The organism is Sphingomonas bacterium (assembly GCF_903643035.1).
Taxonomy (GTDB): Bacteria; Pseudomonadota; Alphaproteobacteria; order Sphingomonadales; family Sphingomonadaceae; genus Sphingomonas.
Genome location: NZ_CAHJWW010000034.1, coordinates 1 through 16,877, shown reverse-complemented (window position 1 = coordinate 16,877; position 16,877 = coordinate 1). Strand labels below are relative to the sequence as shown.

At 68.5% G+C, this 16,877-nt stretch carries 17 protein-coding genes and 1 pseudogene; 13 read left to right on the top strand and 5 right to left on the bottom strand.

Going from position 1 to position 16,877, the window contains the following annotated elements:
- Positions 1–286: 286 nt before the first annotated feature.
- Positions 287–1,114 (top strand): alpha/beta fold hydrolase, encoded by an 828-nt coding sequence (locus tag HUV01_RS03935; RefSeq protein ID WP_174297010.1) that lies wholly within the window; start codon positions 287–289, stop codon positions 1,112–1,114.
- A 34-nt stretch (positions 1,115–1,148) separates the two neighbouring features.
- Here HUV01_RS03935 and HUV01_RS03930 read toward each other — a convergent pair whose 3' ends face one another.
- On the bottom strand, positions 1,149–1,463 hold the full coding sequence (locus tag HUV01_RS03930) for an FtsB family cell division protein (protein WP_254606366.1): 315 nt from the start codon (positions 1,461–1,463) through the stop codon (positions 1,149–1,151).
- Positions 1,464–1,511: 48 nt separating this feature from the next.
- On the bottom strand, positions 1,512–2,810 hold the full coding sequence (gene eno, locus HUV01_RS03925; protein ID WP_174297009.1) for a phosphopyruvate hydratase: 1,299 nt from the start codon (positions 2,808–2,810) through the stop codon (positions 1,512–1,514).
- A gap of 158 nt (positions 2,811–2,968) precedes the next feature.
- Here eno and HUV01_RS03920 point away from each other — a divergent pair, with 158 nt between their 5' ends.
- From HUV01_RS03920 to HUV01_RS03900, 5 genes are all read left to right on the top strand, one after another.
- A complete protein-coding gene (locus HUV01_RS03920; RefSeq protein WP_174297008.1) occupies positions 2,969–3,487 on the top strand; it encodes a hypothetical protein in 519 nt (172 codons plus the stop codon).
- 4 nt (positions 3,488–3,491) lie between these two features.
- Positions 3,492–3,851: a phage holin family protein gene (locus HUV01_RS03915; protein ID WP_254606365.1), complete on the top strand. Its 360-nt coding sequence runs from the start codon at positions 3,492–3,494 to the stop codon at positions 3,849–3,851.
- Positions 3,848–4,147, top strand: a complete 300-nt coding sequence (locus HUV01_RS03910; protein WP_174297007.1) for a hypothetical protein — start codon at positions 3,848–3,850, stop codon at positions 4,145–4,147. Before HUV01_RS03915 ends, HUV01_RS03910 begins: the two co-directional genes overlap by 4 nt.
- A 31-nt stretch (positions 4,148–4,178) precedes the next feature.
- The gene (locus HUV01_RS03905) at positions 4,179–4,601 is read left to right on the top strand and encodes a hypothetical protein (RefSeq protein WP_174297006.1); all 423 of its coding nucleotides are present in this window, start codon (positions 4,179–4,181) and stop codon (positions 4,599–4,601) included.
- 62 nt (positions 4,602–4,663) lie between these two features.
- Positions 4,664–4,894 (top strand): DUF4170 domain-containing protein, encoded by a 231-nt coding sequence (locus tag HUV01_RS03900; RefSeq protein ID WP_174297005.1) that lies wholly within the window; start codon positions 4,664–4,666, stop codon positions 4,892–4,894.
- A 98-nt stretch (positions 4,895–4,992) separates the two neighbouring features.
- Here the strand turns inward: HUV01_RS03900 and greA are convergent, their stop codons facing one another.
- Together greA and carB are read right to left on the bottom strand one after the other, a co-directional pair.
- Positions 4,993–5,469, bottom strand: coding sequence for a transcription elongation factor GreA (gene greA / locus HUV01_RS03895; protein WP_174297004.1), 477 nt, complete (start codon positions 5,467–5,469; stop codon positions 4,993–4,995).
- Positions 5,470–5,550: 81 nt separating this feature from the next.
- The gene (gene carB, locus HUV01_RS03890; protein ID WP_174297003.1) at positions 5,551–8,841 is read right to left on the bottom strand and encodes a carbamoyl-phosphate synthase large subunit; all 3,291 of its coding nucleotides are present in this window, start codon (positions 8,839–8,841) and stop codon (positions 5,551–5,553) included.
- 58 nt (positions 8,842–8,899) lie between these two features.
- Here carB and HUV01_RS03885 point away from each other — a divergent pair, with 58 nt between their 5' ends.
- Together HUV01_RS03885 and HUV01_RS03880 are read left to right on the top strand one after the other, a co-directional pair.
- Positions 8,900–9,145: a FitA-like ribbon-helix-helix domain-containing protein gene (locus tag HUV01_RS03885; RefSeq protein WP_174297002.1), complete on the top strand. Its 246-nt coding sequence runs from the start codon at positions 8,900–8,902 to the stop codon at positions 9,143–9,145.
- Complete coding sequence (locus HUV01_RS03880) at positions 9,142–9,555, top strand: type II toxin-antitoxin system VapC family toxin (RefSeq protein WP_174297001.1); 414 nt, start codon at positions 9,142–9,144, stop codon at positions 9,553–9,555. Before HUV01_RS03885 ends, HUV01_RS03880 begins: the two co-directional genes overlap by 4 nt.
- Positions 9,556–10,136: 581 nt before the next feature.
- Here HUV01_RS03880 and carA read toward each other — a convergent pair.
- Positions 10,137–11,322, bottom strand: a pseudogene (gene carA, locus HUV01_RS03875) (glutamine-hydrolyzing carbamoyl-phosphate synthase small subunit).
- Between the two features lie 98 nt (positions 11,323–11,420).
- Here carA and HUV01_RS03870 point away from each other — a divergent pair.
- The 5 genes from HUV01_RS03870 to HUV01_RS03850 form a co-directional block, all read left to right on the top strand.
- Positions 11,421–11,873: a GatB/YqeY domain-containing protein gene (locus HUV01_RS03870; protein ID WP_174297000.1), complete on the top strand. Its 453-nt coding sequence runs from the start codon at positions 11,421–11,423 to the stop codon at positions 11,871–11,873.
- Positions 11,873–12,475 carry an endonuclease domain-containing protein gene (locus HUV01_RS03865; RefSeq protein WP_254606364.1) on the top strand — a complete coding sequence of 201 codons (603 nt, stop codon included), beginning with the start codon at positions 11,873–11,875 and terminating at the stop codon, positions 12,473–12,475. The genes HUV01_RS03870 and HUV01_RS03865 overlap by 1 nt, the downstream gene beginning before the upstream one ends.
- On the top strand, positions 12,472–14,343 hold the full coding sequence (dnaG, locus tag HUV01_RS03860; protein ID WP_174296998.1) for a DNA primase: 1,872 nt from the start codon (positions 12,472–12,474) through the stop codon (positions 14,341–14,343). The genes HUV01_RS03865 and dnaG overlap by 4 nt, the downstream gene beginning before the upstream one ends.
- Positions 14,343–16,391 (top strand): RNA polymerase sigma factor RpoD, encoded by a 2,049-nt coding sequence (rpoD, locus tag HUV01_RS03855; protein WP_174296997.1) that lies wholly within the window; start codon positions 14,343–14,345, stop codon positions 16,389–16,391. The genes dnaG and rpoD overlap by 1 nt, the downstream gene beginning before the upstream one ends.
- Before the next feature lie 130 nt (positions 16,392–16,521).
- Positions 16,522–16,877, top strand: a 356-nt coding sequence (locus tag HUV01_RS03850) for a DUF6975 family protein (RefSeq protein WP_438827141.1), incomplete at its 3' end; no start/stop codon positions are given.

Genomic DNA, 16,877 nt, shown 5'->3' with positions numbered 1-16,877 from the left:
GCGGGCTCCGCCCCGCCGCTGGTCGCAGCCGGGCTGGCGCTGGTCGCCGGCCTGTGCAGCGTCGCGCGGCTGCGCCCGTCGGTCCGCGAACCCGGACTGATGGAGGTGCGCGACGAGGTCCTGACGCTGCGGCAGACGCGCTAGGCCGGATCGGAACGCCGCCTGCGCCTCGGGCTCCGCCATCATGGCCTGACGCACCAGCGGGATCGGCGGGCCGCCAAGCGCGGCCGCCGGGAACGGGCGGTCGGACAAGCCGTTCGACCTTCCAGCATCGAAGGAGAAGGCAATGGCTTACGTGAAGACGCGCGACGGCACCGACCTCTACGTGAAGGATTGGGGATCGGGCCGACCCGTCATCCTCCTCCACGGCTGGCCGCTCAACGCCGACAGCTGGGACCCGCAGTCGATGGCGCTCGCGCAGGCCGGGTTTCGCGTGATCGCCTATGACCGACGCGGCTTCGGGCGCTCGGGCCAGCCGTGGAGCGGCTATGACTACAACACGCTGTCCGACGACCTCGCCGACGTCATGAAGGAGACCGGCGCCGATACCGACGCGACGATCGTCGGCTTCTCGATGGGTGGCGGCGAGGTCGCGCGATACATGAGCCGGCATGACGGCAAGGGCGTGGTCGCGGCGGGGCTGATCGCGTCGGTGGTGCCGTACCTGCTCCAGACGGAGGACAATCCGGAAGGCGTGCCCCAGTCGATGCTGGACCAGATCAGGGAGGGTATCGAGACGGACCGGGCCAAGTTCTTCCGCCGTACCTTCATGCCGCAATTCTATGGCGTGGGCCTAATCTCGCACCCGGTCAGCGACGATCTGGTGGACATGTCGACGTCCGCTGCACTGATGGCGGGGCTGAAGCCGACGCTCGCGTGCATGGAGTCGTTCGCCCACACGGATTTCAGGCCCGACCTGGCCTCGTTCCGCGTACCGACGCTGATCGTCCACGGGACGGCGGACAAGACGGTTCCGATCGAAGCGTCGGGTCGCGCCGCCGCCCGCGGCATCGCGCAGGGCCAGCTGGTGGAATATGACGGCGAGCCGCATGGCCTGAATGTCACCGCCAGCGATCGGCTGACGAAGGACATGCTGACGTTCCTGGGCGCGTAGGGCCCGTTCCCCTCCCGCTCGCGGGAGGGGAACCTTACCGAAGCGGCACGATCACTTCGTCGGGATCGACGACGTTCAGTTTCCGGCGCGCCAGTTCATCGACCATGTCCGGATTGGCATGGCGCGGGTCGAGCAGGCCGACACGGTTGCGCAGTTCGCTCCGCTGACGATCCAGCGCGGCGAACTCCACCTGCCGATGCGCGAGCAGCCGCTTGTAATCGCCATAGGCCAGCGCGCCGTTGGGACCGAGCACCGCATAGCCGCCGAAGAATGCCATCACCGCCACGACCAGCGTCGGCAGCAGCGCACGGTGCAGCATGGCCGCGATCCTGCCCCGCTTCCGCTTCATCGCCGCATCCGGTTCATGCGATCAGTCTTGCGCAACGCAGGCCCGCGATCAAGCCTTTGCCCGGCGCAGGTCGCCGCGCAGGATCGTCCGTCCGGCGTAGATCGCCGCGTCGCCCAGTTCCTCCTCGATCCGGATCAGCTGGTTGTATTTGGCGAGCCGGTCCGAGCGCGCGAGGCTGCCGGTCTTGATCTGTCCGCAGTTGGTGGCGACCGCCAGGTCCGCGATCGTCGCGTCCTCCGTCTCGCCCGACCGATGCGACATCACCGAGGTGTAGCCCGCGCGCGACGCGACCGCCATCGCCTCCAGCGTTTCCGTCAGCGTGCCGATCTGGTTGACCTTCACGAGCAGCGAGTTGGCCAGCCCCCGGTCGATGCCCATCCGCAACCGCTCGGGATTGGTCACGAACAGGTCGTCGCCGACCAGCTGGACCTTGTGGCCAAGCTGCTGCGTCAGCGCATGCCAGCCGTCGAAGTCGTCCTCCGCCATCCCGTCCTCGATCGAGATGATCGGATAGCGGCCGGCGAGGTCGGCGAGATAGTCCGCCATCTCGTCGGGATCGAGCACCTTGCCCTCGCCGCCGATGTGATAGCGCCCGTCACGGAAGAACTCGGTGGCCGCGCAGTCCAGCGCGAGCATCACGTCGTCGCCCGGTCGGTATCCCGCCGCCTCGATCGACCGCATGATGAAGTCGAGCGCGTCGGTGGTGCTGGCGATGTTGGGCGCGAAGCCGCCCTCGTCGCCGACGCCGGTCGCTAGGCCGCGCTCCGACAGACCCTTCTTGAGCGTGTGGAAGATCTCCGATCCGCACCGCACCGCCTCGCCGATGCTGGCGGCGCCGACCGGCATCACCATGAACTCCTGGAAGTCGATCGGGTTGTCGGCATGCTCGCCGCCGTTGATGATGTTCATCATCGGGACGGGCAGCACATGCGCCGCGACGCCGCCGACGTAGCGATACAGCGGCAGCCCGCGCGCCTCCGCCGCCGCCTTGGCGGTCGCGAGGCTGACGCCCAGGATCGCGTTGGCGCCGAGCCGGCTCTTGTTGGCCGTGCCGTCGAGCACGATCATCGCGCGGTCGAGGTCCGCCTGATCCTCCGCGGAATAGCCGACGACGGCCTGCGCGATGTCCTCGTTCACCGCCCTCACGGCCCCGTCGACGCCCTTGCCGCCCCACCGCGCCCGATCGCCGTCGCGCCGCTCCACCGCCTCGTGCGCGCCGGTCGACGCGCCCGACGGCACCGCCGCGCGCCCGAAGCTGCCGTCTTCCAGCAGCACGTCGCCCTCCACCGTCGGATTGCCCCGGCTGTCGAGGATATGGCGGGCGTGGATGTCGACGATGGCGGTCATTGATGGCTCCCCTGAAATGCGTGGCGGCGGCTTACCGGCGCGGCCGAGCCCGTGCAATCGTGGCGATCCGCCCGTCATGGACACCGCGGGCGCTCCGTGTGGAACCGCCGAGGCGGAACGCTTGTTGACATGTCATAGCGACGGCGGGACGAGACAGCATGACCGAAGACGACTTCAAGCCGATGACCGATGGCGACATCGCTCCCACCCCGGCCGACGCGACGGCCGAACCCGAACCGCCGCTGAAGGACGCCGCTCCCGTGGAAGACAAGGGCCAGGAGCCCGGCGCGCCGACGACCGTGGCGAATGCCAGGCAACAGGTGAAGGACGGTGCCGGGCAGGTGTCGCAGCAGGCCGGCGACAAGGCGATGATGTTCGCCCAGCAGGGCAAGGACCGCGCGGTCGGTGCACTGGAGCAGCTGTCGAAGTTGATCGAGGACGCGGCCGGACAGGTCGACGAGAAGCTGGGTGGCGGCAACGGTCATTATGTCCGGACGGCCGCGGAGAGCGTGCAGGGGTTCGCCGACCAGTTGCGCGACCGCAAGGTCGACGATCTGATCGGCGACGCGCGTGCGGTCATCCGCAAGAGCCCCGGCGCCGCGATCGGTGCCGCCGCCGCAGTCGGGTTCGTCGTCGCGCGGCTCGTGTCGGCCGGACTCGACCAGCGCGACGCCTGACATCGTGGCTCATCTTTCCGAGACAGCTATCGGGGCCGCCGACGGCCTCCCGTTTCCCGCTCTTGTCGGCAGGCTCGTCGACGACCTTCAAGGCGTCGCCCGTGCCGAGGTGGCGGTATACAAGGCCAAGGCCGCAGAGCGCGCGAACGCCTACAAGGGTGCGGCGATATTCTTCGGAATCGCCGCGGTGCTGGTGCTGGAGGCGATCGGCGCGTTGCTCGTGGGTCTGATCCTGACGCTCGCGACGTTGATCGGGCCGGGATGGGCGACCCTACTTGTCGTCGGTGTCGTGCTGGCGGCGGCGGTCGCGCTGGCGTTCGTGGGCAAGGCCAGGCTCGCACCGGCTCCCGGTACCGGTACATGATCCCGCAACAGCTACGCGTCGTTCAGGCGGAAGCCGATGCGCGCGCCGCACGTGCCCGTCTTGCCGACACCGCCGAGGCGCTTCAGGATCGGCTGAGTCCCGCGTCCCTCATTCGCGACGCGAGGCGCGAGATCGCGGACGCGCGCATCGCGGCCCGCCGTGCGGCGATCGATCCGCCGAGACCCCTGGCGATGGGTGCCGGCATCGCCGCCGTGCTCGTCATCGGTTGGCCCCTGCTTCGCTGGCGTCGTCGGCGCCGCACGGCGGCTCGCGCCACCCGGATCCGTGGCGACTGATCGCCCGTCACCTTCATCGAAAGAGGTCAACATGCCCAACACGCACCGCAACGAACCCGAAAAGCCCGTGCCCTCCCTCGAGAAGGCGCAGCACGTCTTCGAACAATCCCGCGATCAGGCCCGCGACGCCGCCCGTCAGGCCGCGCAGAGCATCGAGGCCAACCCGATCGGCGTTCTGGTGGGCGGACTCGTCGTCGGGGCGATAGCGGCCGCCCTGATACCGCGCAGCGACAAGGAGCGCGAGTTGCTCGCGCCGGTCGGCAAGCGGATCAGCACCACCGCCACCGCGGCGCTCGCGGCGGCGAAGGAGAACGGCATGGCGGAGCTGGAAGCGCGCGGGCTGACCCGCGACGGCGCACGCGATCAGGCCCGTCAGTTGTTCGAGGGCGTTACCAAGGCAATGGCGAGCGCCGGCCAGGCCGGACTCGATGCCGCTCGCAACAAATCCGCGTAAACCCTTCGCAAACCGGTCTTGTCGCGTTAGGCGGCGTGACGACCAGCGATCGGATATCCGCCATGAGCAAGCTTCATCTCGTTTTCGGTGGCCGCGTGGTGGACCCGCGCGGCCTGGATTTCGCGGACGTGTCGTCGATCGACATGGTCGGCGTCTTCCCGGATTATGACAGCGCGGAAAAGGCGTGGCGGGCGGCGGCGCAGCGAACCGTCGACGACGCGGAGATGAAATACGTCGTCGTGCATCTCCACCGGTTGCTGGAGCACGACATCATGGGCACCGCGGGCCAGTAGGGCACAGCGCACGATCCGCGTGGCCTGTGTCGCCATGACGATGGCGGACACAGACGCCGTTCCACAAGCAATGGTGGATGCGGAGGAGCGCGGCTCCTCTAGATGAACTCGATCTTCGACACGACGTAATAACGGTCGCCCGCCGGCACCGATACCTCCACCTCCTCATCGGCCTTCCGCCCGATCAGGGCGCGGCCCAGCGGCGAATTGTAGGAGATGCGGCCGGTCTTCGCGTCCGCCTCCGTCTGGCCGACGATCTGGTACGTCACCGGCTTCTCGTCCTCGTCCATCAGCGTCACCGTCGCGCCGAAGACGATCTTGTCGCCGGACAGGTCGCGCGGATCGATGATCTGCGCACGCGACAGCTTGTCCTCGATGTCGGCGATCGATGCCTCGATCTGTCCCTGACGCTCCTTCGCGGCATGATATTCGGCATTCTCCGACAGGTCGCCGTGCGCACGCGCCTCCTCGATCGCATCGACGATCGTCGGCCGCTCGGCTTTCAGGCGCTTCAGGTCGGACGTGAGCTTCTCGTATCCCACCTGGAGCATCGGCATCTTCTCGACCGTCGCCATCACTTGCCGCCCTTCGTCAAAACCATCCTTGCCAGGAGAACCGACCGATCCGCCTGCACGCCGCCGTCGATGTCCATGGTATCAATCGCGCGAGCGGGCATAATAGGATTGTAGCGGCCGCACTTCAAGGTTGCGCGACGCGGACGATGCGATCGCGCGCGCCGCCTGGAGCGCGGCAGGCGCCGTGGTGAAGTACGGGATGCGGCGCGACAGCGCCTCCGACCGGATGCCGGCGGAATCCTTCAGCGATTGCCAGCCTTCCGTCGTGTTCAGGATCAGATCGACGCCGCCGTCGACGATCCGGTCGAGGATGTGCGGCCGCCCCTGCGCTACCTTGTTGATCCGCTCGACGGGGCAACCCTGCGCCGCCAGATATGCCGCGGTTCCCGACGTCGCGACGATGCGCAGACCACTGGCCACCAGCAGTCGCGCGGCCTCCAGCGCGAGCGGCTTGTCGCCGTCCTTCACGCTGATGAAGACGGTTCCCGTGTCGGGCAGCACCGTGCCCGCGCCGAGCTGCGCCTTGGCGAAGGCGACGGTGAAGTCGCGGTCGATCCCCATCACCTCGCCGGTCGACTTCATCTCGGGCGACAGCACGGGATCGGTGCCGGGGAAGCGGTTGAACGGAAACACCGCCTCCTTGACCGCCGACCACGGGATATGCCGATCGATCGGCGGCAGGTCGGCCAGCATCTCGCCCGCCATCACGCGAGCGGCGATCTTGGCGACGGGCACGCCGATCGCCTTGGCGACGAACGGCACCGTGCGCGACGCGCGCGGGTTGACCTCGATGAGGTACACCTCGCCTTCCTTCACGGCGAACTGGATGTTCATCAGCCCCTTCACGCCGAGCGCGAGGGCGAGAAGCGCGGTCTGGCGCTCGATCTCTGCGACGATCGCCGGCGACAGGCTGTACGGCGGGATCGAGCAGGCGCTGTCGCCCGAATGGACGCCGGCCTCCTCGATGTGCTGGAGCACGCCCGCGACGGCCACGTCCACGCCGTCGCAGATCGCGTCGACGTCGACCTCGATCGCGTCGCGCAGATACTGGTCGACCAGCACCGGCGTCCGTGCCGACACCTGCACCGCGGTACGCACATAGTCGTCGAGCTGGACCGGTCCGTCGACCACCTCCATCGCGCGGCCGCCAAGCACGTAGCTTGGCCGCATCAGCACCGGATAGCCGATCCGCCCGGCGATCGCGGCCGCCTCTTCGTGGCTGCGCGCCATGCCGTTGGCGGGCTGTCGGAGCCCCAGCTTGTCGACCAGCGCGGCGAACCGCTCGCGGTCCTCGGCCAGGTCGATCGCATCGGGTGAGGTGCCCAGGATCGGGATGCCGGCGGCGGCGAGCGCGGGCGCGAGGGCGAGCGGCGTCTGCCCGCCGAACTGGACGATGACCCCCGCCAGGAGCCCGCGCGACCGCTCGACGTGCAGGATCTCCAGCACGTCCTCCGCGGTCAGCGGCTCGAAATACAGCCGGTCGGACGTGTCGTAATCGGTGCTCACCGTCTCGGGATTGCAGTTGACCATGATTGTCTCGTACCCCGCACCCCCTTGTTCCTCGGCGCCAAGCGCGAAGCAGGCGTGGCAGCAGCAGTAATCGAACTCGATCCCCTGCCCGATCCGGTTCGGCCCGCCGCCCAATATGACTATCTTGCGGGCGTCGGACGGTGCGCTCTCGTCCTCGGGCGAGCCGAAGCTCGGCGCCTCGTAGGTCGAGTACATGTACGGCGTCCTGGCGTCGAACTCGGCAGCGCAGGTGTCGATGCGCTTGAAGACGGGTCGCACCCCCAGCCGGTGGCGCAGCGAGCGCACCTCGTCCTCGGTCACGCCGTTCGGGTCGCCAAACCCGGGCGCCAGCCCCGCGAGCCGCCTGTCGCTGAACCCCATCGCCTTCAGCCGCCGCATCCCGTCTGCATCCTGTGGCAGGCCGTTCCGGCGCACGCCCTCCTCGACCCCGACGATCTCCGCGATGCGCTCCAGGAACCACGGGTCGTATTTCGCCAGCGCGTGGATCTCGGCGACGGTGAACCCCTCGCGCAGCGCCTGCGCGGCCACCAACAGCCGGTCGGGCGTCGCCACCGCCAGCGCCGCCTCGATCTCCGCGCGCGGCGCACCCGCCAGCCGCTCGACGACGTCGAAGCCCGACAGTCCTGTCTCCAGCCCGCGCAACGCCTTTTGCAGGCTCTCGTGGATGCTGCGACCGATCGCCATCACCTCGCCGACCGACTTCATCGCGGTGCCCAGCGTATCGGACGCGCCCTTGAACTTCTCGAACGCGAAGCGTGGGATCTTGGTGACGACATAGTCGATCGTCGGCTCGAACGACGCCGGAGTCGCGCCGGTGATGTCGTTGGTGATCTCGTCCAGCGTATAGCCGACCGCGAGCTTGGCCGCGACCTTGGCGATCGGAAAGCCGGTCGCCTTGCTGGCAAGCGCGCTGCTGCGCGACACGCGCGGGTTCATCTCGATGACGATCAGCCGGCCGTCCTTGGGATTGACCGCGAACTGCACGTTGGAGCCGCCCGTCTCCACCCCGATCTCGCGCAGCACCGCGATGCTGGCGTTGCGCATGATCTGATATTCCTTGTCCGTCAGCGTCAGCGCGGGCGCGACGGTGATCGAGTCGCCCGTGTGGACGCCCATCGGGTCGACGTTCTCGATCGAGCAGATGATGATGGCGTTGTCCGCGCGGTCGCGCACGACCTCCATTTCATACTCCTTCCAGCCCAGCAGCGACTCCTCGATCAGCACCTCGGTGGTGGGCGACAGGTCGAGCCCGCCGCGCACGATCTGGAGGAACTCCGCGCGGTTGTACGCGATGCCGCCGCCCGATCCGCCCATGGTGAAGCTCGGCCGGACGATCGCGGGCAGCCCCACCTTCTCCAGCCCCGCCAGCGCCTCCGCCTCGGTGTGCGCGATCGCCGAGCGCGCGGACTCGAGCCCGATCCGGTCCATCGCGTCGCGGAACTTCAGCCGGTCCTCCGCCATATCGATCGCGTCGGCGTCTGCGCCGATCATCGTGACGCCGTATTTCGCCAGCGTGCCGTCGCGGAACAGCGCAAGCGCGGTGTTGAGCGCGGTCTGCCCGCCCATCGTCGGCAGGACGGCGTCCGGCCGCTCGCGCTCGATGATCTTCGCCACCACCGCCGGCGTGATCGGTTCGATATAGGTCGCCCCGTCCTCGCTCACGAGTTCGGGATCGGTCATGATCGTCGCCGGGTTCGAGTTGACCAGGACGATGCGATATCCCTCCTCGCGGAGCGCCTTGATCGCCTGCGTGCCCGAATAATCGAACTCGCACGCCTGCCCGATGACGATCGGCCCCGCGCCGATGACGAGGATGGAGGAGATGTCGGTGCGCTTGGGCATTGCGTTCCTACCCGGCAGGAGCCTAGTGTGATTGCATTGCAATCATCGGAGGCGATTAGTGGCCAGCGTCACGATCCGCAACCTGCCCGACGACGTGAAGCAGTCGCTGCGCGAGCGCGCGGCGCGCAACGGCCGTTCGCTGGAGGACGAGGCCCGCCGCGCGCTGATCGCGCTGGTCCGGCCCGAGCCGGCGGCGCCGCGCAAGTCAATCGGGCAGATGCTGTACGAAATGAGCCGTCCGGGCGTGGACCTCCCCGAACTGCCCGACAGCCCCGTCGATTACGCCGCGCTGAGTGGGGAATGATCGTCGTCGATACGAACGTCTGGAGTGAACTTCTGCGGCCGGAACCGCACGAACGCGTGATCGCCTGGGAGCGCGCCAGCGGCGACCATCTCTGGTTCTCGGCGATCGTGCTGGCCGAGTTCCGCGCCCGGGCGGCCCTGCTGCCGCCGGGTCGGCGACGCGACGAGATCAGCGGCGGGATCGAGACGATCGTCGCCGGCTACCGCGACCGAGTGCTTCCCTTCGACGAGCGATGTTCACGCCTTTTCGGCGGCGTGCTGCTCTCCGCGCGCCGCGCCGGCAAGCCGATCCAGTCACCCGACGCGATGATCGCGGCGACGGCGCTGGCGCACGGCATGTGCGTGGCGACGCGCGACCGCAACGACTTCGCGGGCGCGGGCGTGGAGATCATCGATCCTTGGGAAGGGTGATACGCCGCATGCCCGACCAGTCGCATCTGTATGCCTGACCAGTGACGATCGGCCTCGCGCCTATGAAGAGGATAGAGGAAATATCGGGGCGCTTAATCGCGAGACTCTCGATCTACGGCGGAAGCCCGCCAACGCCCAGCGAGCGCCAAAAAGCATAAGGAGCAGGACGACAGAGTCGACTAAAGCTTTACCCAACGGGGCAAGCAAGCTTCGCCAAGATCGACATTGGATTATTGCCATTCGAGATGGCGCAGCTCTTGGATCACTCCTTAGCTGATCCCATGAGAGGGGCTGCGTCAGGTCTCTAGAAGCAGCGGCTCTCCGACCGTCATCAAAACGGTCGAAGTAGTTTGGCACGAGAAGGGACGTGCTTGACGATGAGAAAGGCACACAGACATTATTGTCGATAGCGCCCACCAATGGGAAGCCCTCCAAGCTGAATTGATGAGATTGAAGACCGCTAGACGGCCAGTCCCTAACAGAATACAAATCAGGCGTGTTGATTGAGCCTATGATCGTCAAAGCAAAGATCGCTGCGCACGCTACTAACCAGAGCCTAAGCCAAGCGATGATCTTCGGCATCAAAGCATCCCCACAAACCGCTCGAACAGGTACAAGCTATCCTGCGGTCCCGGGCTCGCCTCCGGGTGATACTGCACGCTGAACGCCCGCCCGCCCTCCAGTTCCAGCCCCGCGTTGCTGCCGTCGAACAGCGATACGTGCGTCTCGGTCACGCCGTCGGGCAGGCTGCCGCGCTCCACGGCGAAGCCGTGGTTCATGCTGGTGATCTCCACCGCGCCGTCGCTCAGCCGCTTGACCGGATGGTTGGCGCCGCGGTGGCCCTGGAACATCTTGGTGGTGGTCGCGCCCACCGCCAGCCCGAGCAACTGGTGGCCGAGGCAGATGCCGAACAGCGGCTTGCCCGTCGCCAGCCACCGCCGGATCACCGGCACCGCATATTCCGCGGTCGCGGCCGGGTCGCCGGGGCCGTTGGAGAGGAACAGGCCGTCGGGCGCGAGCGCGGCGATCTGGTCGAAGGTCGCGGTCGCGGGGACGACGGACACGCGCGCGCCGGCGTGGGCCAGCTGGCGGAAGATGGTGCGCTTGGAGCCATAGTCGATCGCGACGACATGGGGGCGGGCGTCGCCACCCTCCCGCTCGCGGGAGGGGAGCAGGGTAGCCCTCGCCCAGCCGCCAGACCCCGCCTTCCCACGCGCGATCCATCTCGGTCGAGACCTCCCTTGCGAGGTCCATCCCCTCCAGCCCCGGCCAGCCGCGCGCGCGCGCCAGCAGCGCCGGCACGTCGAACACGCCGTCGGCGGCGTGCGCGATCACGCCATTGGGTGCGCCCCCGCCCCTGATCCGCCGCGTCAGCGCGCGCGTATCGACGCCCGCCAGGCCGATCCGGTCGTGTCGCCGCATCCAGTCGTCCAGCCGCTCGGCGCTGCGGAAGTTGCTGGGCGCCGTCACGTCCTCACGCACGATCATGCCCAGCGCGTGCGGCAGGTCGGCCTCCACGTCGTCGGCGTTGGTGCCGGTATTGCCGATGTGCGGAAAGGTGAAGGTGATGATCTGGCCCGCGAAACTCGGGTCGGTCATGATCTCCTGATATCCCGTCATCGCGGTGTGGAAGCACACCTCGCCGACCGCCGCGCCCTCCGCCCCGAAGCCGCGACTCCATATCGTCTCGCCGCCGGCGAGCACGAGGACGCCGGTCGCGCCCTCGGGCTGGTCGGCGGGCATGGGTGTCGGGCTGGCGTCGGCCACCATCGGGCGGGCACTCCTTGGGTCGGGGCGGCGATGTCGCTAAGCGCCGCTTGCTAGAGACGCCTCATCGCAGCGTCAATCTGCTAGAAAGCCCGACCATGATTCGAGACGACATCAAGACCGCGCTGGTCACGGCCATGAAGGCCGGCGACAAGCCCACCGTGGCCGCCGCCCGGCTGATCCAGGCGGCGATCAAGAACCGCGACATCGAGGAGCGGACCAGGACGACCCACCCCGACGACGACGCGCTGGTGGTCGAGGTGCTGCAGCGCATGGTGAAGCAGCGCCGCGAGTCGATCGCGCTGTACCGACAGGGTAGTCGCGAGGAGCTGGCGGCGGCCGAGGAGGCTGAGGTCGCGGTGATCGACCGGTTCCTGCCCACCGCGATGAGCGAGGACGAGACGCGCGCGGCGATCGCGGCGATCAAGGCGGAGCTTGGCGCGACCGGCATGAAGGACATGGGCCGGGTGATGGCCGAGCTGAAGGCGCGGCACGCGGCATCGCTCGACATGAGCCGGGCGAGCGGGCTGGTGAAGGCGGCGCTGGGGTGATGGGCGAGAAGGCCCACCCCCAACCCCTCCCGCGAGCGGGAGGGGAGAGCGAGGGCGCCTGCCTGCCCCCCTCCCGCTCGCGGGAGGGGTCGGGGGTGGGCACGGTGGCGGGTGTTCGCCGCCCGACCCTCAACGCGCAGCGGCTGAGGCGCGAAGCGACCCCCGCCGAGCGGAAGCTTTGGCGGGCGCTGAGCGCCAGCCAGTGCGGCGCCAAGTTCAGCCGACAGATGCCGGTCGGCGATTACGTCTGCGACTTCCTTTCCCGCTCGGCGATGTTGGCGATCGAGGTGGATGGCGACAGCCACGCCGCCACGGTCGACCGTGATGCGCGCCGCACGCGGTTCATCGAGTCGCGAGGGATCAGGATCGTCCGATTTGGCAACGCCGACGTGATGGGAAATCTGGAGGGGGTCGTGGCGGTCGTCCGGGCCGTTGTCGCCGAACGGACCCACCCCCAGCCCCTCCCGCGAGCGGGAGGGGAGGCCGAACGGACTCACCCTCAGCCCCTCCCGCGAGCGGGAGGGGAGAGGATCCGACCCCAGGCGGCATTCACCGACTGCCCACCCCCGACCCCTCCCGCGAGCGGGAGGGGAGGAAGGTGACCCTCACTCCCGCCTTTCTCGACGAGCTGCGCGCGCGCACGCACCTGTCCGCTCTCATCGGGCGCACCACCAAGCTCCAGAAGGCCGGGCGCGAGATGCGTGGCTGCTGTCCGTTCCACCAGGAGAAGACGCCGTCCTTCTACGTCAACGACGACAAGGGCTTCTATCACTGCTTCGGCTGTTCCGCGCATGGCGACGCGATCCGGTGGATGACCGAGCAGCAGGGGCTGCCGTTCATCGACGCGGTGAAGGAACTCGCGCAGGCCGCCGGGCTGGAGATGCCGGTGCAGGACGCCCGCGCGGCGGAGCGGGCGCACCAGGCCAAGGGGCTGCACGAGGCGATGCAGGCCGCCGCCGACTGGTTCGAGGGCCAGCTCGGCGGCCTCGACGGCGGTCCGGCGCAGGCGCTGCTGAGGAAGCGCGGGATCACCGATGAGACGCGGCGGCGGTTCAACATCGGCTATGCGCCCGACTCGCGCGGCAAGCTGCGTGCGGCCCTGCGCGATTTCGGCGACGCGATGCTGGTCGAGGCCGGGTTGCTGATCCAGGTCGAGGGGAAGGAACCCTATGACCGGTTCCGCGGCCGGCTGACGATCCCGATCCGGGATCCGCGTGGGCGGGTGATCGCGTTCGGCGCGCGGGTGATCGGAGACGGCGAGCCCAAATACCTCAATTCGCCCGATACGCCGTTGTTCGACAAGGGGCGCACGCTCTACAACCTCGACCGCGCGGCGCCCGCCGCGCGCAAGGCCGGGCGGGTGATCGTCGTCGAGGGCTATATGGACGTCATCGCGCTCGTGCAGGCCGGGATCGCGGAGGCGGTCGCGCCGCTCGGCACCGCGCTGACCGAGGCGCAGCTGGAGCGGCTGTGGCGCGTCCACGACGTGCCGATCGTCTGCCTGGACGGCGACGCAGCCGGGCAGAAGGCGGCGATCCGCGCCGGCACCCGCGCGCTGCCGATGCTCGCGCCGGGGCGCAGCCTGTCGTTCGTGACCTTGCCAGACGGGCAGGACCCCGACGACATGGTGCGCGAGCGCGGCCGCGACCCGCTCGACGCGCTGCTGGCGGAGGCGCAGCCGCTGGCGGACCGGCTGTGGCGACACGAGCGGAGCGCCGCGCCGGTGACGACGCCGGAGGAGCGCGCCGGGCTTCGTCACCGGCTGGCCGAGCTGGCGCAGGGTATCGCCGACGCAGGCGTGCGGACGGAGTACCAGGCGGAGTTCCGGCAACGCCTCGACGCCGAGTTCAAACCCCGACGCCAATCCTTCGAGCCGCGCCAGCCGTTCCAGCCGGGTCGCCGCTTCGTGCCCAGGCCACCGGCCGGCGGCGATCATCCGCACGCGCGCGGCGTGGGCAGCGGCGGGATCGACCGGGTGCTCGCAAGGGCGGTGCTGGCCGGCCTGATCCGTCACCCGGCCGAGATCGCCCGCCATGTCGAGGTGCTGGGATCGCTTCGGCTCGCGGACGGCGCGCTTGGCCGCCTGTTCGAGGCGGTGGTGGACGTGGCGCTGGAGGATCGGCTGCTTGATAGCGATCGGCTGCTTACCATATTGGCCAGGTCCGGGTTCGACTCGATCGCCTCGGAACTGCTGCGGGCGGATCGGTTGCCGTACAGCTTCTCCCGTCGCGACGCGGATCCCGACCGGGTCCGCGCCGACCTGGACGAGGCGATCGCGATCCTGGTGGCGCGGCCGGAGGTGGATGCGGCACTGGCGCAGGCCACCGCGACGATGCAGGCGGACCTGTCGGACGAGACATTCGGGCGGCAGGTTGCGCTGGTGAAGGAACAACAGGCGCTGGAGCGTCGACTTGTCAATCTGATGCAGTCGAACGAAGACGCGCGCACGATGGGTATCGAGGGCGACTGATGGCAAAGACGAATGGCGCGACCGCTGGCAACGACGCGGACACGATCGAGGTGGGCGACCAGCCGCTGCTCGACCTGAACGACCAGGCGGTCAAGAAGCTGGTCGCGCGCGCAAAGAAGCGCGGCTACATCACCTACGATCAGCTCAACGAGGCGTTGCCGGCCGACGTGTCCTCCGACCAGATCGAGGACATCACCGCCGCGCTCAACGAGATGGGCGTCAACATCGTCGACAACGAGGAGGCGGGCGAGGACGGCGACGAGCCCGCGCGCGCCGACGACGAGGACGACGCGGTCGAGCCCGACGCCGCCGACGCGGACGTCGCCGCACCGGTCGCGGAGATCAAGAAGAAGGAGACGGTCGACCGCACCGACGATCCGGTGCGCATGTACCTGCGCGAGATGGGGGCGGTGGAGCTCCTGTCGCGCGAGGGGGAGATCGCCATCGCCAAGCGGATCGAGGCCGGCCGCGACACGATGATCCTGGGTCTGTGCGAGTCGCCGATCACGTTCAACGCGATCATCGACTGGTCGACCGCGTTGAACGAGGGGACGATGCAGCTGCGCGAGATCCTGGACCTCGACGCGATGCTGTCCAAGGGGCCGTCCGCCGAGCAGGTCGAGAACGCCGAGGATGACGACACCGGCGAGATCAGCGAGAAGACCGCCGGCGCTACCTTCAAGGAGGAGGTCGAACCCGAGGAGGTCGCCGCCGCCGACGACGACGACGAGCTGACGGAGCGCCGCGCCCCGCGCCCCAGCGACGACGAGGAGGAGGACAACACCCTCAGCCTCGCGCAGATGGAGGAGCAGCTCAAGCCCGTCGCGCTGGAGCGGTTCGCCAGCATCACCGCCCTCTACAAGAAGTTCGGCAAGATCCAGCAGTCGCGCCTCGTCGCGATGAGCGCCGGCAACGAGCTGTCCGCCGGCGACGAGCGCAAGTACCAGAAACTGCGCGAGGAGCTGACCGCAGAGGTCGAGAGCGTCCAGTTCCACAACGCCAAGATCGAGTATCTGGTCGACCAGCTATACGCCTTCAACCGCCGGCTGACCGCGCTGGGCGGGCAGATGCTGCGCCTCGCCGAGCGCCACAAGGTGCCGCGCAAGGACTTCCTCGACCGCTATGTCGGCCATGAGCTCGACGAGAACTGGCTGTCGTCGATGGGCAAGCTCGACAAGAAGTGGACCGCGTTCGTCACCAACGAGGGCGAGGCGGTGGATCGCATCCGCACCGAGATTGGCGAGATCGCGCAGCAGACCGGCATGGCGCTCACCGAGTTCCGCCGCATCGTCAACATGGTGCAGAAGGCGGAGCGCGAGGCGCGGATCGCCAAGAAGGAGATGGTCGAGGCGAACCTGCGCCTCGTCATCTCGATCGCCAAGAAATACACCAACCGCGGGCTGCAGTTCCTGGACCTGATCCAGGAGGGCAACATCGGCCTGATGAAGGCGGTGGACAAGTTCGAGTACCGCCGCGGCTACAAGTTCAGCACCTATGCGACATGGTGGATCCGCCAGGCGATCACGCGCTCCATCGCCGACCAGGCGCGCACGATCCGCATCCCGGTCCACATGATCGAGACGATCAACAAGCTCGTCCGCACCAGCCGCCAGTTCCTCCACGAGCAGGGCCGCGAGCCGACCCCGGAGGAGATGGCGGAGCGCCTCTCCATGCCACTGGAGAAGGTCCGCAAGGTGATGAAGATCGCCAAGGAGCCGATCTCCCTCGAGACGCCGATCGGCGACGAGGAGGATTCGCACCTGGGCGACTTCATCGAGGACAAGAACGCGGTCATCCCGGTCGACGCGGCGATCCAGGCGAACCTGAAGGAGACCGTCACGCGCGTGCTGGCGTCGCTGACGCCGCGCGAGGAGCGCGTGCTGCGGATGCGGTTCGGGATCGGCATGAACACCGACCATACGCTGGAGGAAGTCGGGCAGCAGTTCTCGGTGACGCGCGAGCGGATCCGCCAGATCGAGGCCAAGGCGCTGAGGAAGCTCAAGCATCCCAGCCGCAGCCGAAAGATGCGCAGCTTCCTCGACCAGTAGACCCGGGCAGTAGATCCGACCGGAGGCCGGCCATGTAACGCGTTGTTCACGCCGGCCGCGATATCATTGCTGGCGACATGCCGCCCGTCTCCACTTCCGGGTCGGACGGCATGCCGACAGGAACATTCGCTTGTACCAACCCGATCATCGTCTCGTCGCGTCGTCGCCGTCGCTGGCGGCGCTCGTGGCGCGGGACGGGACGGCGGCCAGCGTCCATGTCGCGGGCCTGTGCGCGCGCCCTGCCGCGACGCGCGACCTGTCGGACGCGGTTCACTGCGTCTGCCTGCTGCATGGCGGTCATCCCGGGCTGATCGATCATGTCGCGGGCCGCGCCGGTTCCGTCCCCGGCTGGCTGGCCGACGCGGTCGCCCGGTTCGCCGTCGAGCGCGCATGGCTCGCGCGGCTCGTGTCCGCGGCGGGGCCGCTGCCCTCCACGAAAAACTCACCGCTTTTCACGGGCGCGAAACGGGTGCCGACTCGACAGCC